Annotated in this window: 22 protein-coding genes; 15 read left to right on the forward strand and 7 right to left on the reverse strand. The window is 71.9% G+C overall.

Annotation, left to right across the window (positions count from 1 at the left end; all coding sequences use genetic code 11):
- Positions 1-61 precede the first annotated feature (61 nt).
- Together DEJ28_RS09220 and DEJ28_RS09225 are read right to left on the reverse strand one after the other, a co-directional pair.
- Positions 62-1306 (reverse strand): glycosyltransferase family 9 protein, encoded by a 1245-nt coding sequence (locus tag DEJ28_RS09220; RefSeq protein WP_111117169.1) that lies wholly within the window; start codon positions 1304-1306, stop codon positions 62-64.
- On the reverse strand, positions 1303-1854 hold the full coding sequence (locus DEJ28_RS09225; RefSeq protein ID WP_111117168.1) for a D-glycero-alpha-D-manno-heptose-1,7-bisphosphate 7-phosphatase: 552 nt from the start codon (positions 1852-1854) through the stop codon (positions 1303-1305). The genes DEJ28_RS09220 and DEJ28_RS09225 overlap by 4 nt, the downstream gene beginning before the upstream one ends.
- Before the next feature lie 112 nt (positions 1855-1966).
- Here DEJ28_RS09225 and DEJ28_RS09230 point away from each other — a divergent pair, with 112 nt between their 5' ends.
- Entirely contained in the window at positions 1967-3427 is a 1461-nt protein-coding gene (locus DEJ28_RS09230) for a glycosyltransferase family 9 protein (protein ID WP_349774926.1), read from the forward strand.
- Between the two features lie 119 nt (positions 3428-3546).
- Entirely contained in the window at positions 3547-4566 is a 1020-nt protein-coding gene (locus DEJ28_RS09240; protein WP_146248951.1) for an SGNH/GDSL hydrolase family protein, read from the forward strand.
- Between the two features lie 93 nt (positions 4567-4659).
- On the opposite strand, the gene DEJ28_RS09245 is transcribed toward DEJ28_RS09240, so the two are convergent.
- Positions 4660-5502, reverse strand: a complete 843-nt coding sequence (locus tag DEJ28_RS09245; protein WP_181433892.1) for a universal stress protein — start codon at positions 5500-5502, stop codon at positions 4660-4662.
- Positions 5503-5667: 165 nt separating this feature from the next.
- On the opposite strand from DEJ28_RS09245, the gene DEJ28_RS09250 reads away from it, so the two are divergent.
- Positions 5668-6129, forward strand: coding sequence for an NUDIX hydrolase (locus tag DEJ28_RS09250; protein ID WP_111117550.1), 462 nt, complete (start codon positions 5668-5670; stop codon positions 6127-6129).
- 114 nt (positions 6130-6243) lie between these two features.
- A complete protein-coding gene (locus DEJ28_RS09255; protein WP_284180736.1) occupies positions 6244-8328 on the forward strand; it encodes an MSCRAMM family protein in 2085 nt (694 codons plus the stop codon).
- A gap of 341 nt (positions 8329-8669) precedes the next feature.
- On the opposite strand, the gene DEJ28_RS09260 is transcribed toward DEJ28_RS09255, so the two are convergent.
- The gene (locus tag DEJ28_RS09260; RefSeq protein ID WP_146248952.1) at positions 8670-10034 is read right to left on the reverse strand and encodes an MFS transporter; all 1365 of its coding nucleotides are present in this window, start codon (positions 10032-10034) and stop codon (positions 8670-8672) included.
- 263 nt (positions 10035-10297) lie between these two features.
- Complete coding sequence (locus tag DEJ28_RS09265; protein ID WP_111117558.1) at positions 10298-11272, reverse strand: hypothetical protein; 975 nt, start codon at positions 11270-11272, stop codon at positions 10298-10300.
- Between the two features lie 63 nt (positions 11273-11335).
- On the opposite strand from DEJ28_RS09265, the gene DEJ28_RS09270 reads away from it, so the two are divergent.
- The gene (locus DEJ28_RS09270) at positions 11336-11539 is read left to right on the forward strand and encodes a hypothetical protein (protein ID WP_111117557.1); all 204 of its coding nucleotides are present in this window, start codon (positions 11336-11338) and stop codon (positions 11537-11539) included.
- A gap of 121 nt (positions 11540-11660) precedes the next feature.
- A complete protein-coding gene (locus DEJ28_RS09275; protein ID WP_284180737.1) occupies positions 11661-12653 on the forward strand; it encodes an IS481 family transposase in 993 nt (330 codons plus the stop codon).
- Here the strand turns inward: DEJ28_RS09275 and DEJ28_RS09280 are convergent.
- Together DEJ28_RS09280 and DEJ28_RS09285 are read right to left on the reverse strand one after the other, a co-directional pair.
- The gene (locus DEJ28_RS09280) at positions 12650-13393 is read right to left on the reverse strand and encodes a YidC/Oxa1 family membrane protein insertase (protein WP_111116501.1); all 744 of its coding nucleotides are present in this window, start codon (positions 13391-13393) and stop codon (positions 12650-12652) included. The genes DEJ28_RS09275 and DEJ28_RS09280 overlap by 4 nt on opposite strands.
- A gap of 59 nt (positions 13394-13452) precedes the next feature.
- Positions 13453-13737 (reverse strand): hypothetical protein, encoded by a 285-nt coding sequence (locus DEJ28_RS09285; protein ID WP_111116500.1) that lies wholly within the window; start codon positions 13735-13737, stop codon positions 13453-13455.
- Between the two features lie 66 nt (positions 13738-13803).
- Here DEJ28_RS09285 and ybaK point away from each other — a divergent pair, with 66 nt between their 5' ends.
- The 9 genes from ybaK (at position 13804) to DEJ28_RS09330 (ending at position 24013) form a co-directional block, all read left to right on the forward strand.
- Positions 13804-14289 (forward strand): Cys-tRNA(Pro) deacylase, encoded by a 486-nt coding sequence (ybaK, locus tag DEJ28_RS09290; protein ID WP_111116499.1) that lies wholly within the window; start codon positions 13804-13806, stop codon positions 14287-14289.
- 95 nt (positions 14290-14384) lie between these two features.
- Entirely contained in the window at positions 14385-16979 is a 2595-nt protein-coding gene (locus DEJ28_RS09295) for an ATP-dependent Clp protease ATP-binding subunit (protein WP_111116498.1), read from the forward strand.
- 663 nt (positions 16980-17642) lie between these two features.
- Positions 17643-17879, forward strand: a complete 237-nt coding sequence (locus DEJ28_RS09300) for a hypothetical protein (protein WP_146248880.1) — start codon at positions 17643-17645, stop codon at positions 17877-17879.
- Positions 17880-18265: 386 nt separating this feature from the next.
- Positions 18266-18808 carry an adenine phosphoribosyltransferase gene (locus tag DEJ28_RS09305; RefSeq protein WP_111116495.1) on the forward strand — a complete coding sequence of 181 codons (543 nt, stop codon included), beginning with the start codon at positions 18266-18268 and terminating at the stop codon, positions 18806-18808.
- A 64-nt stretch (positions 18809-18872) separates the two neighbouring features.
- On the forward strand, positions 18873-20909 hold the full coding sequence (thrS, locus tag DEJ28_RS09310; RefSeq protein WP_181433778.1) for a threonine--tRNA ligase: 2037 nt from the start codon (positions 18873-18875) through the stop codon (positions 20907-20909).
- Positions 20909-21541 (forward strand): HIT family protein, encoded by a 633-nt coding sequence (locus DEJ28_RS09315; RefSeq protein ID WP_258368152.1) that lies wholly within the window; start codon positions 20909-20911, stop codon positions 21539-21541. Before thrS ends, DEJ28_RS09315 begins: the two co-directional genes overlap by 1 nt.
- A gap of 13 nt (positions 21542-21554) precedes the next feature.
- Positions 21555-22475, forward strand: coding sequence for a pyridoxal 5'-phosphate synthase lyase subunit PdxS (gene pdxS, locus DEJ28_RS09320; RefSeq protein ID WP_111116494.1), 921 nt, complete (start codon positions 21555-21557; stop codon positions 22473-22475).
- Positions 22465-23076 carry a pyridoxal 5'-phosphate synthase glutaminase subunit PdxT gene (gene pdxT, locus DEJ28_RS09325; protein WP_111116493.1) on the forward strand — a complete coding sequence of 204 codons (612 nt, stop codon included), beginning with the start codon at positions 22465-22467 and terminating at the stop codon, positions 23074-23076. The genes pdxS and pdxT overlap by 11 nt, the downstream gene beginning before the upstream one ends.
- A gap of 172 nt (positions 23077-23248) precedes the next feature.
- Positions 23249-24013, forward strand: coding sequence for a YebC/PmpR family DNA-binding transcriptional regulator (locus DEJ28_RS09330; RefSeq protein ID WP_111116492.1), 765 nt, complete (start codon positions 23249-23251; stop codon positions 24011-24013).
- Position 24014 lies beyond the last annotated feature (1 nt).

Raw genomic sequence — 24014 nt, forward strand, 5'->3', positions numbered from 1 at the left:
GGGGGAGGTGGAGCAGGAGGAGAAGCAGGAGGAGCAGGAGAAGGAGAAGCAGTGGCGCACGCTACGCAGCGCCTTCTGGGGTGCTCCGCAGACTTCTCCGTTCCATCCGGGATGCGCGGTCGAGCAGCCGTTCGTGGGCCGCGAGGACGTCCTCGACGCGCACGGTGGACAGGCACGGGTGCCCAGGCACCGGGCACTCGCGGGCACGGCTCGACCGGCACGGGGCCCACTGGTCGCCGAGCACCTCGACGAGCGGCGGCCGCTCCGGGTCCGGGGCGTACGGCGCCCACTTCACGGCGGGGACGACGGGGGAGAACAGGCTGACGATCGACGCACCCACCGCGGCCGCGAGGTGCGCCGGACCGGTGTTGCCGACCACGACCACCTCGGCGCCCGCCAGCACGGCGGCGAGCTCGGCGGGTGTGGTGCGTCCGCCGAGGTCGATGCCGGTGTTGCCCGCGACCGCCGCCGTCAGCGCCGCTTCGCCGGGCGAGCCGGTGACGACCACCGGGATCCCGCGCTCGGCGTAGGCGGCGACCAGCGCGCGGTGGTGCGACTCCGGCCAGGACCGTGCCGGGACGCTCGCGCCGGGGTGCACGACCACGTACCGGCCGGCTGTCCCGCCCGGACCGGCAGCCCCGCCCGGACCGTTCGGGGCGGTGAGGGCGGCCACGGCCGGAGGCAGGACGGCGTCGTGACGCACCACGAGCCTCCCGGCATCCTCCGGCGGCAGCCGGAACCCGGCCGCCTCGACGATCCGCAGCGCGCGCTCGGGTTCGGGGATGTCCTCCGGCAGGTCCTCGCCGGGGCGCAACCGGACGTCGAGCAGGGAGCCCGGGTGGTCGACGCTCGCACCGGACACCCGGGCGACGCCGGCGAGGCGCAGGAGCAGCGCGACCGGCAGCGGTGACTGGTGGAACGAGGTGAGCACGACGGCCTCGTCGGGGCGCTCCTCGGCGACGAGCGCCCGGAACTCGGCGAGCAGGGCGTCGTCGACGGGTCGGGCGGTCTCCGTGACCCACGGCGCGGCCCAGACCCGGACGCGGTCGACGCCGGGCAGGAGGTCGGCGGCGGGGGAGCCCTGCGGCCCGCACAGCATCGTGACGTGCGAGGCGCCGGCGGCGACCGCGCGGACGGCGGGGCCGGTGACGAGGACGTCGCCGAACGAGTCGAGCCGGACGACGAGGACGCGGGGGCGGGCGGGCGCCGCGGGTGCCGCAGCGGCACCGGGCGCCGCGGGTGCCGCAGCGGCACCCGGCGCCGCGCCGACGCCGGGGCCGTCAGCGCCCGCGGGTGCCGCCGTCACGACCGCACCGCGGCGGTGTGCTCCAGCACGAGCCCGACCGCCTCGTCGAGCGACCCGGCGACCGTCGGGGCGGCCTCGACCTCCTCGGGTCGGGTGCGCGGGGTCGGCACGAGGACCCCCTGCGCGCCCGCGGCGAGCGCAGCATCGACGTCGGTCCCGATGTCCCCGATCACGACGAGCTCCTCCGGGGACAGCCCGAGCCGCTCCGCCGCCTCGAGCACCATGCCGGGCCGGGGCTTCCGGCAGTCGCAGCCGTCGTCGGCGTCGTGCGGGCAGACGCACCAGACGTCGAACGGACCGACGAGCTCGTCGACCCGCGCGTTCGTGGCGTCGACCTGTTCGCGGGTCGCCATGCCCTTCCCGATGACGGACTGGTTCGTCACCACGCCGAGGAGGAGTCCCGCCGCCCGCGCCCGTTCGACCGCACGGTGCGCCCCGGGGACCGGCACCACGCGGTGCGGGTCGGCGTTGTACGGGACGTCGATGACGAGGGTGTCGTCACGGTCGAAGAGGAGACCGCGGACGGTGCGGTCGGGAGCGAGAGCCATGCTCCTCGACTACCGGTCCGTCCCCGCGCGCAGCCTCAGGAAGAGCCGCGGAACGCGTCGTGGAGCGCGTTCCTCCGAGCCGGGTCGGCCCGCCACGCCTACCCTCGGCGCGGTGACCGCCGTCGACACCCTGCCCCCGTCCGACGGGCGGCCCGAGCTGCTCGTGCTCCGCGCCATCAAGCTCGGCGACCTCCTCGTCGCCGTGCCGGCCCTGCACGCGCTGCGACGGGCCTTCCCCGACCACCGCATCTCCCTGGCGACCACGGCGTGGCTCGCCCCGGTCGTCGAGCTGCTGCCGGAGGTGGACGTGCACCTCGCCCAGCACGGCCTCGACCACTCGATCGGCGCCCCGGCCGGCGTCGTGGACGTCGCCGTGAACCTGCACGGCGTCGGGCCGGAGTCGTCCGACCTCGTCGCGGCCCTCGGTGCCCAACGCGTGATCGGTCACGCCGACCCCGCACACGGGTACGACGGCCCCACGTGGCCGGACGACGTGCACGAGCGGGAGCGGTGGGCACGACTGCTCGTGTGGCACGGCATCCCCGCCGACCCGGACGACGTCGGCATCGCCCGGCCGGCGACGCCGCCGGCCGTCGACGGTGCGGCCGTCGTGCACGTCGGCGCGTTCCACGGTGCGCGGCACTGGCCGACGGACCGGTTCTCCGAGGTGGTGCGCGGACTCCGCGAGCGCGGCCTGGACGTGGTCCTGACGGGAGGCGCGGACGACGTCGTCCGCGCAGCCGCCGTCGCCGAGGCGGCCGGCCTGCCGCCGGGGGCGGTCCTCGCGGGCACCCTGGACCTGCAGGCATTCGCGGGCGTCATCGCGGCCGCGCGGCTCGTGGTCACGGTCGACACCGGCGCCGCGCACCTGGCCTCCGCCTACGGGATCCCGTCGGTCGTCGTGTTCGGTCCGGCACCGCCGGAGGCCTGGGGTCCGCCGGCGTCCGGTCCGCACGTGGTGCTGACGGACGCGTCGGTCCGCCGTGGCGACGTCTTCGCGGAGGACCCGGACCCGGCGCTCCTGGCGATCGGGCCGGACGACGTCCTCGCTGCGGTGGACGGGCTCGGCGTCGGGGCGGGGGCGGGCGCGGGCGCCGGGGGTGCCGGCACCGGGTCGGGCCCCGGGGTGCCGCCGCGGTGTGACCGCGGTCATCGTCGTTCGGTAGCGTCGGGTCCGGGTGGCCCGGATCTGCCGGGAGCCCACGAGGAGGCACACGTGTTCGAAGCCGCGAACATCCGGGACTGGATCGGCCTGCCGGTCGTCGACGAGGCCGACGACAAGGTCGGCACGCTCGAGAGCATCTACTACGACACGGCCACCTCGGATCCGGCCTTCGGTGCGGTGACGACCGGGATGGTCGGGTTCCAGAAGCTCCTGTTCGTGCCCTTGGCCGGTGCCGTCGTGGCGCCGAAGCACCTCCGGGTGGCGTACCCGAAGAAGCTCGTGAAGGACGCGCCGACCATCCCCACCGACGGGGAGCTCGACGCCTCGCTCGAGCCCGGCGTCTTCCAGCACTACGGCATCGAGTACCGGACCGGCAGCGGCGGAGAGCGTCGGCTTGGTCGACGCTGAGTGCCGGCAGTCCTCGCTCGGTTCGAGGCGTTAGCCTGGTTGGTCCGACCCGTTCCTGGAGGCCGAACCTGCTCCGCTCCGTCCGCTCGACGCTGCTCGCCGCAGTCACGACGTTCGTCGTGCTCGCCGGATCCCTCGGCGGCGCTGCCGGGTTCGCTGGAGGCGGGGCTGCTGTGGCCGCACCGATGTGGCCCGTCCCGGCGCCGTACCCGTCGACGAGCGTGCCGGAGGAGTCCCTCGCCGGGATCCCGGTCGGCAGCGAGTACGTGGCGCTCGGCGACTCGTACTCCGCCGGGTACGGGCTCTCCGACCCGACCCGGCTGCCGACCGGTGCGTGCGGGCAGTCCGGCCAGGACTACCCGCACCGGATCGCGGCGCGGTTCGGACTCGCCCTCACCGACGTGACCTGCGGCGGCGCCACGAGCAAGGACGTCACGACCGGCTTCCAGTTCAGGGGCGTCCCGCCGCAGATCCGCTCGCTGTCCGCGCGCACCCGGCTCGTGACCCTGACCATCGGCGGGAACGACGCCGACCTGTTCGGCACCGCCGCGTCGTGCCTCGCGATCTCCGCGAAGGGCCCGGTGTTCTCCGGTCGCGACGCCCCGTCGTGCCGGAGCAGCCTGGTGCAGGACGGCGAGGACCAGCTCGGTGTGAAGATCGAGTCGCGCGTCGCCCTCGGCATCGCGGACACCCTCGCCGCGGTGAAGGCCGCAGCACCGAACGCGGTGATCGTCTTCCTCGGGTACCCCGCGATCTTCCCGGACGCCGACCACACCCCGAAGGGCGGCTGCTTCCGGTCCGCGCTCGACCTCGGCACCCTGACCGGGTCGTTCCCGTCGAACTCCTACCCGTTCACCAACACGGACGTCCGGTACCTGCACAGCGTGCAGGAGCGCCTGAACGACGTGTCGGCGACCGCGGCACGCGCCGCCGCCGTCCGCTTCGTCGACGTGTTCTCGACCACGCAGGCGCACTCGGCGTGCGCGACGGCGAAGCCCTACGTGTCCGGTGTGACCCTCGGCGGCACGGGGGACCTCCGACGCATCGACCTCGAGCCGGGAGCGCTGCACCCGAACCTCCGCGGTGTGGCGTACCTCACGAAGCGCGTGGCCGCGGCGACCCGTTCGCTGGCCGGCTGACCGCTGCTTCGCCCGTCGCGCCGCTCGACAGGTCGTCGGTCATCGCGTCGCTTGTCAGGTCGTCGGTCGTCGCGTCGGTCGTCGCGTCGGTCGTCAGGCGCTGACGCCGACCGGCTCGCTGTGGGCGGCAGCGGGGACCACGCACACCGGCGACACCGTCTCCCGCAGGACGTCGTGCAGTACCGACCCGGACAGGGCACGCACGTGCCCCAGTCCGAGCACCACGAGTGACGCCCTCCGGGTGTGCGAGGCGATCGCTTGGCCGGGGTGTCCCTCGACCAGCAGCGGGTGGAAGCGGACGTCGGGGTGCCGCGCGGTGAGCTCGGCCGTCACACGCTGCAGGAGCTCGGCGTTCCGGGTGCGCCAGCGCAGTGGCTCCTCGGCGAAGTCGGTGAGTCCGGTACGGGTCAGCACCGGCATCTCCCAGGCCCGCAGCAGCGTCACCCGGCGGTTCAACCGGTGTGCTTCGTCACAGGCGATCGCGACTGCTCGTTCGTCGATCGGCTCCTCGACCGCCAGCACGACGTCACCGGCGATCGGGTGCGGCCCCTCCGGTACGACGACCGTCGGGACGGCGGCCCGCGAGGCGACGCGAGCGGGATCGCCGCCGGCCGTGGACCCGCGGCGGTTCCGGAAGGTGCCGATCACCAGGAGGTCACCGTCGTCGGACTCGTCGACGAGCGCGGCGGCGAACGGGCCGGCGTGCCGTCGGATCACGACCTCGGCGTCCGGCAACGCCGCTCGTGCGGCATCGGCGATGGCGTCCGCGACGCGCTTGCCGTCCGGTCCGAGCCGTGCCTCGATCGCCGGGTCGACGCCGATCACCCGGATGCGTTGGATGCCGGCACCCGCCCGGGCCGCGACCCACTGCAGTGCCTCGTCGTGCGGCTTCGCGGCGTCGGCTGCCAGCGTGACCGTCGTCCATCGTTCGTCCATCCCGATCGACCTCCTCGTCCCAGGTCCTCCGGGGGCGTCGCCATGGCGCTCCTTGCGCCGAAAACTACTCCGCTGCGGCGCTCCCCGACGTGCCGGCGGACACATGGGTGCGGACGTGGGCGTCGCCGTTGGTGCCGCCGCGCGCGTGGTGGGTAGCCTCGCCGTGTGGTGCTGAGCGCGGGACTCCTGCTGTACCGGGTCGACGACGTCTCCGTGCATGTCTGGATCGCGCACATGGGCGGCCCGTTCTGGAAGCGACGGCCGCGGGCCTGGTCGATCCCGAAGGGACTCGTCGAGCACGACGAGGACCCGCTCGCGACGGCGCGCCGCGAGTTCGCCGAGGAGATCGGCGTCCCGGCCCCGTCCGGCCCGACGACCGACCTGGGGGAGCACCGGCAGGCATCGGGCAAGCGCGTCCGGGTGTTCGCGCTCGAGGCGTCCGACTTCACCGTCGACGCCGTCCGCTCGAACACGGTGCAGCTCGAACTCCCGCGCGGCTCCGGTCGGTTCGTCGAGGTCCCGGAGGTCGACGATGCCCGCTGGGTCCCGCTCGACGAGGCCCGCGAGCTCCTCGTCGCAGGGCAGGTCACCGCGCTCGACGCCCTGCTGCAGCACCTGTCGCGATGACCCGGTGCCGGCCGTGCCCGAGTCACGAACGCATCTCGGTCTGGACGGGCTCCGCGGTACGTGGATAGCCTGACCGAGCGTCGCGCTCGGCGATGCCGAACAGGGGAGCGGTACATGCGGCGTTGGCGCGCGGTCACGGCAGGACTGACGGGGCTCGTCCTCGGGGCTGGGCTGGCGATCGGGGGCGCGACGAGCGCATCCGCTGCGCCGGCGAGCAGCTGGGGGACCTTCACGGTCAGCGGGTCGAGCAAGGCCTACACCGGCACCGTGACCATGGACGGCTTCCCCGCGACGACGTTCACCTCGAACTCGCGGCAGTCGACCGTCATCAGCGGTGCCTCGACCTGGCAGTCCGAGAACACCCCGGTCGGCCTCGCCGGCTTCGGCACGAGCCGCAACCAGACGTACATGAACCAGCGGCCGAACGCGGACAACGCGACCTCGCCGTCGACCACGACCTACACCTTCGCCGACCTGGCACCGGGAGGACAGTCCTGGGCCTTCGTGCTCGGCGACATCGACGCCGACCAGGCGACGATCAGCGCGACCGACGCGGGCGGCAACCCGGTCTCCGGCGCCGACCTCGGCTTCGGCGGACCGGACCCGGCGACCGGTGCGTACAACTCCTGCTCGACGGCCTCCGCCGGTGGCTGGTCCTGCGGTCGCGGGACCGCCGACGACCCGACGCCGGGCACCGACAAGCCGATCTGGACCCCGAGCGCGACCGGTGGCACGCTCGTCGGGAACGCCTCGGCGTCGGACACGGCGGGTGCGTCGGCGTGGTTCAGCCCGACCGTGGCGCTGAAGACCCTCACGATCAGCTACCAGCAGCGCAGCGGGTTCCCCGTCTACCAGACCTGGTTCGCGGTGAAGACCGCGCAGATCAGCGGCGTCGCGACCCTCGACGGCGTCGCGATCCCCGGGGCCACCGTCACCGTGACCGCACCGCGCGGCGTGGACTACACCACGACGACCGACGCCGACGGCCGCTACACGTTCCCCGCGCTGCCGCAGATCAACGACTACGTCGCCCGGATCACCGCGCCGGACGGCGCCACGGGATCGCCCACGGTGACCGGGGTGTCGCTCAACACGACGCTCGCGGGCAACGACCGCAACGACGTCGACTTCGCGTTCGAATCACCGACGGGCACGACCGCGGTGATCGGCACCGTGGTCGATGCGGACGACAACCCCGTCGCGAACGTCCCCGTCGTCATCATCGACCCGGCCGACGGCACCACCCTCGTGGACACCACCACGAACAGCGACGGCGTCTACACGGGGTCCGACCTGCCCGCCGACACCGACCTCGCCGTCTCGATCGCCGACCAGGACCCGGTCACGATCCACACCGGTCTCCCGGACGCCCCACCCCTCGCACCGAACTCGGTCGTCCCGGCGGCGCTCATCGCCACGGTCACCGGGCAGGTCACCCTCGACGGCGCAGCCGTGCCGGCGGGACAGACCGTCGAGCTCCTCGACGGGAACGGCGCCGTCGTCGGATCGACCACGACGGGCGCTGACGGCCAGTACACCTTCGTGACGGTCCCCGGCACGTACAGCGTGCGGACCACCACGCCGGTCCCGGGAGCGACGGGTGCGACCGTCAACACGGGCATCGCAGCCCTCGCGGGCGAGAGCGTCGAGTCCAACCTGCGCTTCGCCACACCAGCTGCCCCTGCCGTGATCACCACCGAGCAGCCCGGCACCGTGACCGACACGAACGGTGACCCGGTCGCCGGCGTCCAGGTCGTGGCGACCCCGACCGACCCCGACGCGGGCGATCCGGTGACCACCACCACGGGCACCGACGGGTCCTTCACGCTCCCCGGCCTCGCCCCGACCACCGAGTACACGATCGTGGTCGACGGCGCGGACCCGGTGACGATCACCACGCCCGAGACGGGTGCTGCGCCGGCCCTCGCCATCACGGTCCCGGCCGTCGTGGTCCCGCCGACCCCGACCCCCACGCCGACACCCACCCCCACGCCGACGCCCTCCCCGTCGCCCGGCGGCGGTGGGATCACCCCGGTGTCGTCGGACGGCGGCTCCTCCACGGGCGGCGACCTCGCCTACACCGGTGCCGACCTCACGCCGGGCCTCATCGCCGCGGGTGTCCTCGTGCTCCTCGGCGCCGGCCTGCTGACGTTCCGCGCCGTGCGCAACCGACGCCGAACGACCCACCTGCAGGACTGACCCACGACGAGAGGGGCGGGATCGGCGCTGCCGGTCCCGCCCCTCTCGTCGTCCGCGCCCGCCGACGACCCCCGCCGAGATCGCACTTCGGCGGCCTCGCTCCCGGCGGAACCGCGCCGAACTGCGATCTCACCGAAAGACGCCGCCCGCCACACGCTCGCGAGACCGATGCGTCACGAGCCACCGTCAGCGCGCCGGCGTGCGCGCACCACGCCGCCGAGATCGCACTTCGGCGGCCTCGTCGCGCGCGGAACCGCGCCGAACTGCGATCTCACCGAAAGACAACCGCGCCGAACTGCGATCTCACCGAACGACGCCCGCGACGCGCCCGCCGCCCGCGCTCAGCCCCGCCGGCGCGTCGGCACCGAACCCGTGGCCACGGCCACCGACCCGGTCAGGGTCTGGATCGCCCGACTGACGACGGGGATGGAGGTCGTGACGACCGCCAACGACGACGTGATCGCCTCGATCGACGACGTCGACAGGTGCTCCTGCGTGTGCGAGTGCACCGGGAAGCCCCGACGCGCAGCCAGCACCACGCCGAGCGACCCGACGAGGATCACGGCTCCGGCGAACGGCATGAACTGCAGCCCGACGACACCGAGCGCTTGCCCACCGATCGCCGCGCCGCCCGCGATGCCGATGTTCGACGCCCCGTTGATGAGCGCCCCCGCGATGTCGGGGGAGACTCCGCCGGTGCGGATCGCGGCAGCCATGAAGAGCGTGCCGGTGGTGCCGTTCGCCGCCATCCAGACGCCGGCGACGACCATGGTGCCGATCAGCGAGCCGTGCACGAACGGCAGCGCGGCGAACGCTGCGGCCATCACGGCGACGGACACGACGAGGGTCTGCCGGGGCGCCTTGTCGACGAACATGCCGGCGAGCCAGAGCCCGACGACGCCGGTGCCGCCGAGGACGAGCAGCGCCCCGCTGACCATGTGCGTGTCGAGTCCGGCGTCGATCGCGTACGGCCCGATGTACGTGTAGACGACGTAGTGCCCGGCGAAGAGCAGCAGGTCGGCGATCACGACGGACAGCAGCCCGGTGCGGGCCCACGCCTTGGGCGAGCCGATGTGCGGCGACGAACTGCCGCGGACGCTCGGCAGGAACAGTAGCGCGACGACCGCGAGGACGGCGGCCGCGACGGCGACGGCACCGACCGCGGGGCGCCACCCGATCGACTGCCCGACCCAGGTCGCCACGGGCACGCCGATCACGAAGCCGAGCGAGCTGCCCGAGTACACGAACGCGATCGCACGGCCGGCGAGGCGCGGCGGCACGATCCGGGTGGCGTACGCCGAGGCGACCGAGAAGAACAGGGCGTGCGCGATCCCGCCGACGACCCGGCCGGCGCAGACGACGGCGAACGACGGGGCGAGCGCGATCATCACGTTCGACACGGTGTAGCCGACGAGGGTCGCGACGAGCACGGTCTTCCGGGGGAGCCGGGCGGTGAACGACGTGAGCGGCAGGGCGAGGATCGCGACCGCCGCCGCGTACACGGTGATGACGATGCCCATGGTCGACTCGGTGACACCGAGGTCGGCGCTCATGGTGCCGAGCAGCCCGACCGGCATGAGCTCGGTCGTGATGGCGAAGAACGTGGCGAGTCCGAGCACGGCGATGCCGACGACGGACTGGCTGGTGACGGTGATCGGCCGCGTGTTCGTCGACACGGCCGAGGTGGTGGTGGTGTTGGTGGACACGCTGCTGACCTCCTCCGGGGAACGGCGGAGCACGCGTCGGTGTCGACGTCACGACGACGGAGACCGGACGGGGCCGGTCGGCGATGCGCGCTCGCTGGTGTGGGTGCTGTGGATGATGTGGGTACGACTCCACGGCGAGTGCGCTCAACCAGTGTTGCACGGGGTGTCGGCGTGATGCGAGAGCCTCCGCCGTGAATCCCCTCGGAGCGCTCCAACACGCTCCTGTCAGGGCGTCAACGCGGGGCGCCCCTGGGCATTCCCGATCACTGCTCGTTCGTCACCGTGCCCTGCACGGCACCGCCCCGCAGGGTCAGCGTCAGGGTGCCGCTCATCGACTGCGCGGACAGCGAGACCGATCCGTGCAGCGCGTCCTCCCGGGGGTAGCAGGCGGACGTCGACTCGATGCGGTTCGCCGTCGCCACGAGGCAGATCGTCGAGCGGTCGGTGCCGACCGCCGCCCAGACGCCCCACGGCGTCCGGAACGAGCCGCCGTCGAGCGCCCGGTTCGTGAAGATGAGCCGGGTGGTGTGCAGGCTGACCGACGCCTCGACCGGTCCGGGCAGCTGGTCCGCGTACGTCTGCGGCTTGTCGAGGAGCTCCTCGAGCGTCACCGCCCCCGCCGTCGGCGTCACGCTCGGCGCCGACGCGCTCTCCTGGTGCGCGGTCCCCACCACCGTGCCGGCCGCGAACGCGACGCCGACCGCGGCCGCCGCGCCGAGCGCGATCCACACGCGCGGCCGGGTGGTCCACAGGATCCGTGCGGCCCGCGTCCGCCACGACGGAGCACCGGCCTGGAGGCGCGGGTCGTCCCCGTCGGACACCGTCCCGTCGTCGACGTGGTCGGTCCGGGCGGGGTCCGCCCCGCCGTCGTCGTCGAACTCGTCGGGTCCAGCCGGCCAGGGTGCGGCAGACCCGGCGCGCGCCGCAGAACCGGCAGTGACAGCCCCGGCCGTGACAGACCCGGCTGCGGGAGACCCGACTGCGACAGACCCGACAGCGGCAGACTCGGAACCCGCGGGGCGCGGGGTGGGAGCCGACCGTGTCGTGGACGCGGCCTGCGGGGTGACGGGTGGCGTGCCTCCAGGCCGGTGCGCCGCGGCGGAAGGCGACCGCCGCGGACGACGGCCCAGCTCCTGCAGCGCGAGGCGGGCCGCGGCAGCCTCGTCCTCCGGGGCTGCCCCGCCCCATGCGAGCGTCTCGAGCCGTGCTCGTTCCGCTGCCACGTCGTCGTCGGCCATGCGCTCATCGTCCCACCGGCCTCCCGTGCGTGTTCGCCCAGTTCGGGGGCGTAGACGGGGGCGATGACCGACAAGCGCGATCCCGACCCCGAGACCCTCGAGCCGCTGAGCCACGACACGCAGTCCGGCGAGGCCGACTACGTCGCGACGAGTCCGAACGGTGCCGGCACCGAACGGCACGTCCCGCTGCCCGAGGAGGAGCAGGGGCGTGGGACCGAGTACGACCCGGTCGACCAGGGTCCGCAGCAGGAGGGGCAGGGCGGCTAGGTGTACTGCCCAGGGACGTTGGTTGATCTGCGGGGACTCGCGGTTGTCATAGCAGCGTGAGAAGGACCTCCTGCGGTGGAGTGGAGCTGCTTAGTTCACGCACTCTCCGCAGGAGGTCCTCATGTCCCACGCTAACGCTGCGCTGACACCGCGCGCGCGTCTCCGGCTCGCGCGCCTCATCGTCGAGGATGGCTGGCCCATCCGACACGCAGCCGTGTTCTTCCACGTGTCCTGGCCGACGGCGAAGCGGTGGGCCGATCGGTACGCGGCAATGGGCGAGGCCGGCATGCAGGACCGGTCCTCTCGACCACACCGATCGCCGAACCGCACCCAACAAGCGCTCGTGAAACAGATCGTCGGACTCCGCTGGCGCAAACGGCTGGGGCCTGTCGCTATCGGCGGACGCCTGGGCATGCCGGCGTCCACGGTGCATGCCGTGCTGACACGGTGCCGGGTCAACCGGCTGCACCACATCGACGTCCGGACCGGGGAGCAGGTGCGCCGATACGAGCACGAGTATCCCGGCTCGATGATCCACGTCGACGTGAAGAAGCTCGGCAACATCCCTGACGGCGGCGGATGGCGCTTCGTCGGCCGAGCCCAGGGCGGGAAGAACCGAGCAGCGACTCCAGGGACAGGCCGCAGCAAGTACCGCGGAGTCCTCGTCGGAACTGCGTTCGTGCACACCGTCATCGACGACCACTCCCGCGTCGCCTACGCCGAGATCCACGAAGACGAGAAAGCGGTCACCGCGATCGGGGTGCTCCGCCGCGCGGTGTCGTGGTTCGCAGCTCGCGGCGTCCGAGTCGAACGCGTTCTCTCCGACAACGGGTCGGCTTACAAATCCCACGCCTGGCGTGATGCTTGCACCGAGCTCGGGATCACTCCGAAAAAGACCCGCCCATACCGGCCACAAACGAACGGCAAGATCGAGCGATTCCACCGCACACTCGCCGACGGATGGGCATTCTCACGCCACTACCCGACCGAAGCTGCACGCAGGAACGCGCTCCCGGGATGGCTGCATCACTACAATCACCACCGGCCCCACACCGCCATCGGGAACCGGTCACCCATCACACGATTGACCAACGTCCCTGGGCAGTACAGCTAGGCGAGCACGCGGCGGAGGACGGCTCGTTCGCCGAGCGTCCACGCCGCACTCGTGACGACGTACAGCGCGGCGGCGAGCGGTGCGATCGCGGCGAACACGACGGTGATGAACGGGGCGTACCGACCGATGGCGGCCGTGGCCGCAGCACCGGGGACGGGCGTTCCGGTGTCGGACGCGGCCACCGGGCTCCACCGCAGGTTCGCCCGCCGGGAGGCCTCGACGACCACCACCAGCACCGCGAGCAGCACGACGACGACCCACGCGTGCACCCAGAGAGGCGACGTGACGGTGACGATGAGGGAGTGGCCGAGCGGGACGCCCGCGAGCGTCGCCTCGAGCAGGGTGTTCGTCACCCCGCCGATGGAGCCGTGCGTGAAGAGCGTGTAGACGAGCGAGAGCACCGGGGCCTGCGCCAGCACCGGCAGGCACCCGGCGAGCGGTGAGACCTTCTCGTTCGTGTAGAGCTCCTGCAGTGCGCGTCGCAGTCGCTCGGAGTCCGTGCCGTAGCGCTTCCCGAGCGCGGCGACGCGGGGTGCGAGCCGTCGACGGTCCCGCTCGGCCCGGACCTGCAGCACCGCGAGCGGGACGAGCACGGCGCGGACGGCCAGGGTGAGCAGCACGACGGCGATCGCCGCGGCGAGCCCGCCGGCGACGGGGGAGAGGGCCGCGGTGGTCGCGGCGAGGAGGTCGGCGCCGCTGTGCAGCAGCGGCCCGACGACGGGCAGGGTGGTGATGTCCATGACGTTCCGATCGGTTCGGCGGGAGGGGTCGCGTGTGCGGCCCGGCCACCGGTCGGTGGTCAGGCCGGGGTGGCGGCTCCCGGAGCACGCGGTCGGGCGTGCCCGTCGGCGTCGGGGTGACTCCACGCGATCCGCGTGACGAGGTCCGCCGGAGCACGCGTCGACGCCGCCCCACGGCCGGTGTCGACGCCGAGCACGAGCGCGAGCACCTGCGCGACCACGACGGCGACCGCGACGGCGGTCAGTCCGAGCGCCGCGACCGCGAGGAGCGGGAACACCCCGACCGCGGGGTCGCCGAGGACCAGCGCGGCGGTGACGCGCAGGAACAGTTCGACGACGGTCATGGTCCGTTCAGGCTAACGCCCGCGCGCCGTCCACGGGGAAGTGGCTGGTCAGGGCAGGATCGAGCCATGACCGCAGGTTCGCCGAGCACCCCAGCGACCGTGGCCCTCGAGCGGGCCGGGATCCCGTACACGCCACACGTGTACGAGCACCACGAGACCGCCACGAACTTCGGGGAAGAGGCTGCGGCCGCCCTCGGACTCCGTGAGGAGCAGGTCTTCAAGACCCTCGTGGTCTCCGTCGACGGCAGTCTGGCGGTGGCGATCGTCCCGGTGGCGAACCGGCTCGACCTCAAGGCGATCGCGGCGGCGGTCGGCGGGAAGAAGGCGGTCCTCGCCGATCCGACCATCGCCGAGAAGCGCACCGGCTACGTCGTCGGCGGGATCAGCCCGGTGGGGCAGAAGACGCAGCTCCGCACCGTCGTCGACGAGTCGGCCCTGACGTACCCGAGCATCTTCGTGTCCGGTGGCCGGCGCGGTTTCGACATCGAGGTGGCACCCGCGGACCTCGTCCGCGTCACCGAGGCCACCTCGGCGGCGATCGCACGGACCTGAGTCAGGTCGCCGCAACTTTTTTCCCGCACCGGGAATGACACCGGGGCCCCTGCGTTGCATTGAGTCGAAGGCACTCAAGTTCCCAGGAGGTCCCTTTGCCAGCAACGTTCGGTCCGACCGGCGGCAACGACTCGTTCGACGAGTTCCTCGCACGTCTGCTCGCGGCACAGAACTCCGGCGCCCAGCGATCCGTACCGCTGGGACGCCCGGTCGACATCACGCGGCTGCTCAGCCGTCGCACCCACGAGATGCTCCAGCGCACGGCGGAGTACGCCGTCGAACAGGGCCAGCACGAGGTCGACGCACTGCACATCCTGCACGTGCTCGTCCGCACCGACCCCTTCACCGCGGTGATCCGCCAGGCCGGGGTCGACCCCGACCAGCTGGCCGATGAGGTCGAGCAGCGGCTCCCGATGGCGCGCGAGCCCCGCGAGGACGAAGGACGCCCGGCACTGACCGGCACCGCCCAGCGCATCCTCCTCGAGGCCACCCAGGCCGCCCGCGGCTTCGGCAGCACGTACACCGACCCCGAGCACGTCTTCTTCGCGCTCGTCATGGACCAGGACACCGTCACCGGGCAGCTGCTCGCGAGCGCCGGTGTCACCCCGCAGGTCATGCAGGACTACGCCCAGCAGGCCGCGGCAGCAGCACGAGAGGGGCGCCCCGTGCCCGGAACCGATGCCACCACCGACACCACCCAGTCGGACTCCGACACCCCGACCCTCGACCAGTTCGGCACCGACCTCACCGAGCGCGCCCGTGACGGACGCATCGACCCGGTGATCGGCCGCGCCGACGAGATCGAGCAGACCGTCGAGATCCTGCTCCGTCGCACCAAGAACAACCCCGTCCTCATCGGCGAACCCGGCGTCGGGAAGACCGCGATCGTCGAGGGCCTCGCCCAGCGCATCGCGGACGGCGACGTCCCCGTGCTGCTCCAGGGCAAGCGCGTCGTGTCGCTCGACCTGCCCGGCATGCTGGCCGGCACCCGGTACCGCGGCGACTTCGAGGAGCGACTGACCAAGGCGATGGACGAGATCTCGGCGCACGCCGACGAGCTCATCGTGTTCGTCGACGAGCTCCACACCGTCGTCGGCGCCGGTGGCGGTGGCGAGGGCGGTTCGATGGACGCGGGCAACATCCTGAAGCCCCGTCTGGCGCGCGGCGACCTGCACATGGTCGGCGCGACCACGCTGAACGAGTACCGCCGGATCGAGAAGGACGCCGCGCTCGAGCGCCGCTTCCAGCCGGTCACGGTGGGGGAGCCGAGCGTCGAGGACGCCGTCGCGATCCTCACCGGCCTCGCACCCCGCTACGCCGCGCACCACGACGTGACCTACACCGACGACGCCCTGCGCGCCGCGGTCGAGCTGTCGCACCGGTACGTCACCGACCGGCACCTGCCGGACAAGGCGATCGACCTCATCGACCAGGCCGGCGCACGCCGTCGCCTCGCCCGATCGGGCGACGTCGACGTCGAGGCACTCCGCGACCAGGTCGCCGAGCTGCTCGCCGACAAGGACCGCGCGGTCACCGAGGAACGCTACGAAGAGGCGTCGCGCCTGCGCGACGAGATCGAGGGCCTGGAGGCGCGGATCACCGCCGCCTCGTCGGCGGACGCTGGACGGGCCTCCAGTCTCGAGACCATGGGCACCTCGATCACGGAGGCCGACATCGCAGCCGTCGTGTCCCGCGCCACCGGCATCCCCGCAACCCGGCTCACGCAGGGCGACCGGACCCGGCTCGCCGCGCTCGAGGACGAACTCCACGAGCGTGTCGTCGGCCAGGACGACGCCGTGCGCGCCATCGCGACCGCGGTTCGGCGCAGCCGGACCGGGATGGGCGACCCCCGTCGTCCGGTCGGCAGCTTCCTGTTCCTCGGCCCCACCGGTGTCGGCAAGACCGAGCTGGCCAAGGCGCTGGCCGGATCGCTGTTCGGGGACGAGTCGGCGATGCTCCGCTTCGACATGAGCGAGTTCGGCGAGCGGCACACCGTGTCGCGCCTGGTCGGCGCCCCTCCCGGGTACGTCGGCTACGACGAGGCCGGGCAGCTCACCGAGCGCGTCCGCCGCAACCCGTACTCGGTGATCCTGCTCGACGAGGTCGAGAAGGCGCACCCCGACGTGTTCAACCTGCTGCTGCAGGTGCTGGACGACGGTCGGCTGACGGACGGCCAGGGCCGCACGGTGGACTTCCGGAACACGGTGGTCATCATGACGTCGAACATCGGGTCCGAGTTCCTCGCGTCGCGCTCCGGTGCGCTCGGGTTCTCCGCCTCGGCGGACGGTGGCTACTCGGAGGAGGACCTGCGAGCGCGGGTGATGGGCAAGCTCCGCGAGTCCATGCGGCCGGAGTTCATCAACCGCATCGACGAGATCGTGCTGTTCCGCAAGCTCGACCAGGAGCAGCTGCGCTCGATCGTCGGACTGCTGCTGCAGGACACCTCGCTCCGACTGCTCGCGCAGGGCATGGCGCTGTCCGTGTCCGAGGCCGCGGTGGACTGGCTCGCCGAGCACGGCTACGAGCCGGAGTACGGCGCCCGTCCGCTCCGTCGTCTCATCCAGCGCGAGGTCGACGACCGGATCGCGAACCTCGTCGTGGACCAGGCCGTGGCCGGCGGCGACACCGTCCGGATCGACGCGGTCGACGGTGTGCTGACGGCGACCGTGGCGGTTCCCGCCGCGGTGTAGTCAGCGTCTCGTCAGACGGATTCGACCCCGGTGCCCACAGGGCGCCGGGGTCGTTCTGTGTGTTCAGGAATGCAATTCTGGACGAATCGCCGAAAGGGCTTGCGCGGGGAATGCGGGTGTAGATAGTGTTCACGAGCAATCAGAGCTGCGTCAGCACGAGACCGAAAGGGGGCCTGACCATGATGATCACCGCAACGACTCCGTTCCACGGCATCCGTACGTCCGGCGGCACCCCGATCCGGGTCCGCTGACTCGGAGCGTCCCGCACCACGCGACACCTGTGTCCAGGCTCGTCCACGCCGAGGCTCTCGCTCGAGAGCACGTCTCGCCGGATGACCTGCGATGACCGACGCATTCGTCTGAGACGAGTGTCGGCCGGACTCGGTTCGGCACCGCTGCGCACGGTTCACGTGTGCGCCGGAGCTGCATTCCGAATGCGCGGCCGAGCCGTCGTGAATGTCGGTGGCGGGTGCGACGCTTCTCCGTATCGGTAGCAATGCACGAGCACGTCCGACCGCATTTGCCGGACGTGCCACGGAATGCATTCGCGCGCATTCATCCACTCGGATGTGCGCATTCAGCGCCGCGCGCGTCCGTGCGTGCGCCTTCCTCCTCCTGCCCGTGTGCCGGGCAGTTCCGTCATGCCCTGAAGGGGACACCACCGTGTCAACGAAGACCACCACCATCCGCCCTCCCGACACCCGCGCGGTGCGCCGTCGGGTCTCGCTCTCCGACCGCATCGCACTCCGCATCGGGATGTCGCTCATCATCTGGAGCCGGCGCACCCACCACGTGCGTCCGTCGGTCGACATCGCGACGCGGAACCGCCTCGAGCGGGAGCGTCAGCAGCGCGAGGCCGAGTGGCTCCTGCGCAGCGCGTCGATGCACCTCTGGCACTGACGCGCGCGCCTCGCACCGTGCGACGTCCGCGTTCCGCGCGCCTCGCACCGTGCGAGGTCCCGTCGCGGCCGTCCCGTGCGAGGTTCCCTACTCCGTGCCCGGCCCTGCGCCTCGCACCGGGTACGGAACCTCGCACCACGTCGCGCCCCTCGCACCGTGCGAGGTCCCGTCGCGTGCCGTGCCGTCGCGGGTGTTCCTTCCCGTGCGAGGTTGCGTACTCCGTGCCCGGCCCAGCGCCTCGCACCGGGCACGGAACCTCGCACCACGCCGCGCGCCTCGCACCGTGCGAGGTTCCGCGCGCCTCGCACCGTGCGAGGTTCCGCGCGCCTCGCACGGTGCGAGGCCCCCGCGCACGACGCACCCCGCGCCTCCCGTACCGTTGTCGGGTGACCGAAACCGCAGCTGCACTCGTCGAACGCCTGACCGCCATCGTCCCGGACTTCCCCAAGCCCGGGGTCCTGTTCCGCGACGTCACGCCGGTGTTCTCCGACCCGGTGGCGTTCGGCCGCGTGTGCGAGGCACTCGCCGCGCCGTTCGCGATCGGGCAGGGGTTCGCCGCGGTCGCCGGCATCGAGGCGCGCGGGTTCGCCCTGGCCGGCGGGATCGCCGCGCAGCACCAGGTCGGCGTCCTCACGGTGCGGAAGGCGGGCAAGCTCCCCGGCGAGGTCCTCAGCGAGCAGTACGCGCTCGAGTACGGCGAGGCCGAGCTCGAGCTGCGCCCGGGTCAGCTGCCGGCCGGAACCCGGGTGCTCGTCGTCGACGACGTCCTCGCGACCGGCGGCACCGGCGCCGCGACCATCACCCTGCTCGAGCGCGCCGGGTACGAGGCGATCGGCTTCGCCGCGCTGCTCGAACTCGACGGTCTGAACGGTCGCGAACGCCTCGAACCGCGCCTGCCCGTCGAGACCCTCGGCAGCGTCCCGGCGTGAGCCGCCGCGGGGCCCGCGCGCACTAGTCTTGATCCACCCCACCGAACCGAGGAGTCGCACCATCGTGACCGAGTCAGTCGCCGCTCCGGCGGAGAACGCCGAGCCCGCAGACCTTCCCCAGGCACCCGAGCCCCGCACCGCGACGACGAGCACGACCGGCACCGAGCTGTTCGACGGCGTCCGCGGTGTCATCGCGATCCGCGTAGCCGGGGTCCTCAGGGACCTCGCCGCCGACGTGCAGGCGGGGGAGACCGCCGAGCCGGTGACGCTCGACGAGCAGGACGGCCTGGACATCCTCCGGCACTCGGCCGCGCACGTGCTCGCGCAGGCCGTGCAGCAGATCAACCCCGACGCCAAGCTCGGGATCGGTCCGCCCGTCACCGACGGCTACTACTACGACTTCGACGTCGCCGAGCCCTTCACGCCCGAAGCGCTCAAGGCCATCGAGAAGAACATGGACCGGATCATCCGTCAGGCCCAGCGCTTCCGCCGCGTCGTCGTCACCGACGACGAGGCCCGTGCGCGCATGGCGGGGGAGCCCTACAAGCAGGAGCTCATCGGCCTCAAGGGTGCCGCCGACGCCGGTGACTCGGGCGAGAGCGTCGAGGTCGGTGCCGGCGAGCTGACGGTCTACGAGAACGTCGACCCGAAGACCGGCGAGGTCGTCTGGCAGGACCTCTGCCGCGGCCCGCACCTGCCGCACACCCGCATCATCGGCAACGCGTCGAAGCTCATGCGGGTCGCCGCGGCGTACTGGCGCGGCTCGGAGAAGAACCCGCAGCTGCAGCGCATCTACGGCACCGCGTGGCCCGACAAGGACCAGCTCAAGGCGTACCTCGTCCGCCTCGAGGAAGCGGCCAAGCGCGACCACCGCAAGCTCGGTGCCGAACTCGACCTGTTCTCGTTCCCGGACGAGATCGGGTCCGGCCTGGCGATCTTCCACCCGAAGGGCGGCATCATCCGCCGCGAGATGGAGGACTACTCGCGCCGCCGGCACGAGCAAGAGGGCTACTCCTTCGTCTACACGCCGCACATCACCAAGGGCGACCTGTTCGAGCAGTCCGGGCACCTCGGCTGGTACAAGGACGGCATGTTCCCGCCCATGCACATGGACGAGGCCCGCGACGAGGACGGCAACGTCACGCGGCAGGGGGCGGACTACTACCTCAAGCCGATGAACTGCCCGATGCACATCCTCGCGTACCGGTCGCAGGCACGGTCCTACCGCGACCTCCCGCTCCGGATGTTCGAGTTCGGCACGGTCTACCGCAACGAGAAGTCCGGCGTCATCCACGGGCTCACCCGCGTCCGGGGCATGACCCAGGACGACGCGCACATCTTCACCACGAAGGAGCGCATGAAGGAGGAGCTCACCACGACCCTCCAGTTCGTGCTCTCGCTCCTCCGTGACTACGGTCTCGACGACTTCTACCTCGAGCTCTCGACGAAGGACCCGGAGAAGTACGTCGGCGACGACGACACCTGGGACGAGGCGACGAACACCCTGCGCGAGGTCGCCGAGGAATCGGGTCTCGAACTCGTGCCCGACCCCGCCGGTGCAGCGTTCTACGGCCCGAAGATCTCGGTGCAGGCCCGTGACGCCATCGGTCGCACCTGGCAGATGTCGACCGTCCAGCTCGACTTCAACCTGCCGGAGCGCTTCGAGCTCGAGTACGCGGCGGCGGACGGCACCCGGCAGCGTCCGGTGATGATCCACCGCGCGCTGTTCGGCTCCATCGAGCGCTTCTTCGGCGTCCTCACCGAGCACTACGCGGGAGCGTTCCCGGCCTGGCTCGCCCCCGTGCAGGTCGTCGGCATCCCGGTCGCGGCGGAGTACGGCGACTACCTCGACGAGGTCGTCGCGAAGCTCCGCAGCCACGGCGTCCGCGCCGAGGTGGACCACTCCGACGACCGGATGCAGAAGAAGATCCGCAACCACACGAAGCAGAAGGTGCCGTTCCAGCTCATCGCGGGCGGCGACGACCGCGACGCCGGTGCGGTCAGCTTCCGCTTCCGCGACGGCCGACAGGACAACGCGGTGCCGGTCGACGAGGCCGTGGAGCGCATCCTCACCGCGATCCGCGAGCGCGCGCAGGTCTGATGACCCAGCCAGGAGGCACGGATCACGGCCCGGGGACCGGTCACGTCGACGACGTGGCCGGTCCCACGGCCGACGGGGACCCGCTGGTCATCCGGGACGCCGCGACCGGCGCTGCCGTGCCGGACGCGTTCCAGCGGCTCTGGAACCCGCACCGGATGGCGTACATCGACGCCGGGCGTGACGGCCGGGGCCGCGGGCACGACGACGACTGCCCGTTCTGCGAGGCACCGCGGAAGTCCGACGAGGACGCCCTCATCGTCGCCAGGGGCGAGCACGCGTACGTCCTGCTCAACCTGTTCCCGTACAACAACGGGCACCTGCTCGTGTGCCCCTACCGGCACGTGCCGCTCTACGACGAGGCCACGCCGGACGAGGTCCGCGAGATCAGCGAGCTGACCCAGACCGCGATGCGGGTGCTGCGATCGGTGTCGCACTGCGACGGCTTCAACATCGGCATGAACCAGGGCGAGGTCGCCGGTGCCGGGGTCGCGGGCCACCTGCACCAGCACATTGTGCCGCGGTGGCAGTCGGACGCGAACTTCTTCCCGATCATCGCGCGGACGAAGTCGATGTCCCAGCTGCTCGGTGAGACCCGTCGACTGGTCGCCGAGGGATGGCCTGCGGCGCACTAGACTGGTCGGCATCATGAGCGACAGCACCAGCACCTCCGGCACCCCTGGCACCTCGATCACCGGCTCCGACCGCGTCAAGCGCGGCCTCGCCGAGATGCTCAAGGGCGGCGTGATCATGGACGTCGTCGACGCCGAGCAGGCCCGCATCGCGGAAGAGGCCGGCGCCACGGCCGTCATGGCCCTCGAGCGCGTCCCCGCCGACATCCGCGCACAGGGCGGCGTCGCCCGCATGTCCGACCCGTCGATGATCGAGGAGATCATCGCGGCGGTGTCGATCCCGGTCATGGCGAAGGCCCGCATCGGCCACTTCGTCGAGGCGCAGATCCTGCAGGAGCTCGGCGTCGACTACATCGACGAGTCCGAGGTCCTCTCGCCCGCCGACTACGTGAACCACATCGACAAGTGGAACTTCACCACCCCGTTCGTCTGCGGTGCCACCAACCTCGGCGAGGCACTCCGTCGCATCACCGAGGGCGCGGCGATGATCCGTTCCAAGGGCGAAGCCGGCACGGGCGACGTGTCCGAGGCGACCAAGCACATCCGGACGATCAACAAGGAGATCGCGGCGCTGCGTCACCTCAAGGAAGACGAGCTCTACGTCGCCGCGAAGGAACTGCAGGCGCCGTTCGACATCGTCAAGGAAGTGGCCCAGACCGGCACGCTGCCCGTCGTGCTCTTCACCGCCGGTGGCGTCGCCACCCCGGCTGACGCCGCGATGATGATGCAGCTCGGTGCCGACGGCGTGTTCGTCGGCTCGGGCATCTTCAAGTCCGGCGACCCGGCCAAGCGCGCCGCCGCGATCGTCAAGGCCACCACCTTCCACGACGACCCCAAGGTCATCGCCGAGGCCTCCCGCGGCCTGGGTGAGGCGATGGTCGGCATCAACGTCGCCGACGTCCCCGCACCGCACCGCCTCGCCGAGCGTGGCTGGTAGCACGTCGGGCAGCGCGCGGCCCCGCATCGGGGTCCTCGCGCTGCAGGGTGACTTCCGTGAGCACATCGCCTCGCTGACGGAGCTCGGCGCCGACGTGGTGCCGCTCCGTCGCCCGGAGGAGATCGACGCCCTCGACGGCGTCGTGATCCCGGGTGGCGAGTCGAGCGTGATGGACAAGCTGTCCCGCGCGTTCGGCCTCGCCGAGCCCCTCGGGGCGGCGATCCGGTCCGGGCTGCCGACGTACGGCACCTGCGCGGGCATGATCATGCTGTCCTCCCGGATCACCGACGGCATCGCGGGGCAGCACACCCTCGACGTCCTCGACACGACGGTGCGCCGCAACGCGTTCGGCAACCAGAACGACTCGTTCGAGATCGACATCCCGATGCCGGCGCTCGGAGCCGCCCCGGTCCACGCGGTGTTCATCCGAGCACCCGTGGTGGAGCAGCACGGCGCGGGCGTCGAGGTCCTCGGCACCCTGCCGGACGGCCAGGCCGTGGCGGTGCAGCAGGGCAACGTCATCGCGAGCGCCTTCCACCCCGAGGTGGCGGGCGAAGACCGCTTCCACCGCCGGTTCCTCGACCTCGTCCGCACCGCCTAGCGTCCCGCCCCGCCCTCGCAACACGCAACCGTGGCGGTTGCGCGCAGCGTTGTGCCGCTGCGGGCTGTCGCCCACGTTGCGTTTTGCGGTAGCGAGCCAGCGCGGCGGAGGCGAGCCGCGCCTCCAGGCCGGTAAGATGAGGCAGATTTTCCGCAAGACGCAAGGAGCAACCGTGTCCGGGCATTCCAAGTGGGCGACGACCAAGCACAAGAAGGCCGTCATCGACGGTCGCCGTGCGAAGTCCTTCGCGAAGCTCATCAAGAACATCGAGGTCGCCGCGAAGATGGGCGGGGCCGACATGTCGGGCAACCCGACGCTCGTCGACGCCGTGCAGAAGGCCAAGAAGACCTCGGTGCCGAACGACAACATCGACCGCGCCGTCAAGCGCGGTGCCGGTCTGACCGGCGAGACGATCGAGTACACGACGATCATGTACGAGGGCTACGGCCCGAACGGCGTCGCGATGCTCATCGAGTGTCTGACCGACAACAAGAACCGCGCCGCGGCCGAGGTCCGCACGACGATGTCGCGGAACGGCGGCACCATGGCCGACCCCGGCAGCGTGGCGTACAACTTCTCGCGCAAGGGCGTCATCTCGGTGACGAAGACGGACGGCCTCGACGAGGACACCGTGATGAGCGCCGTGCTCGACGCCGGCGCCGAGGACGTCATCGACCAGGGCGGCGGCTTCGAGGTCATCACCGAGGCGAGCGACCTCGTCGCGGCCCGCACCGCGCTGCAAGAGGCCGGCATCGACTACGACTCGGCCGACGCCGAGTTCGTCCCCGGCCTCAAGGTCCCGGTGGACGCCGAGACGGCCCGCAAGGTGTTCCGCCTCATCGACGCGCTCGAGGACAGCGACGACGTGCAGAACGTCTACTCGAACTTCGACATCCCCGCCGACGTCCAGGCCGAGCTCGACGAGGACGAGGACTAGC

The organism is Curtobacterium sp. MCPF17_002 (assembly GCF_003234115.2).
In the GTDB taxonomy this organism is placed as follows: Bacteria; Actinomycetota; Actinomycetes; order Actinomycetales; family Microbacteriaceae; genus Curtobacterium.

Coding starts and splice junctions, on each gene's coding strand:
- DEJ28_RS09270 (WP_111117557.1), top strand. CDS start 11,336: ATGACCGACAAGCGCGATCCCGACCCCGAGACCCTCGAGCCGCTGAGC.
- DEJ28_RS09225 (WP_111117168.1), bottom strand. CDS start 1,854: ATGGCTCTCGCTCCCGACCGCACCGTCCGCGGTCTCCTCTTCGACCGT.
- DEJ28_RS09285 (WP_111116500.1), bottom strand. CDS start 13,737: ATGACCGTCGTCGAACTGTTCCTGCGCGTCACCGCCGCGCTGGTCCTC.
- DEJ28_RS09275 (WP_284180737.1), top strand. CDS start 11,661: ATGTCCCACGCTAACGCTGCGCTGACACCGCGCGCGCGTCTCCGGCTC.
- DEJ28_RS09315 (WP_258368152.1), top strand. CDS start 20,909: ATGACCCAGCCAGGAGGCACGGATCACGGCCCGGGGACCGGTCACGTC.
- ybaK (WP_111116499.1), top strand. CDS start 13,804: ATGACCGCAGGTTCGCCGAGCACCCCAGCGACCGTGGCCCTCGAGCGG.
- DEJ28_RS09280 (WP_111116501.1), bottom strand. CDS start 13,393: ATGGACATCACCACCCTGCCCGTCGTCGGGCCGCTGCTGCACAGCGGC.
- DEJ28_RS09245 (WP_181433892.1), bottom strand. CDS start 5,502: ATGGACGAACGATGGACGACGGTCACGCTGGCAGCCGACGCCGCGAAG.
- DEJ28_RS09255 (WP_284180736.1), top strand. CDS start 6,244: ATGCGGCGTTGGCGCGCGGTCACGGCAGGACTGACGGGGCTCGTCCTC.
- DEJ28_RS09265 (WP_111117558.1), bottom strand. CDS start 11,272: ATGGCCGACGACGACGTGGCAGCGGAACGAGCACGGCTCGAGACGCTC.
- pdxS (WP_111116494.1), top strand. CDS start 21,555: ATGAGCGACAGCACCAGCACCTCCGGCACCCCTGGCACCTCGATCACC.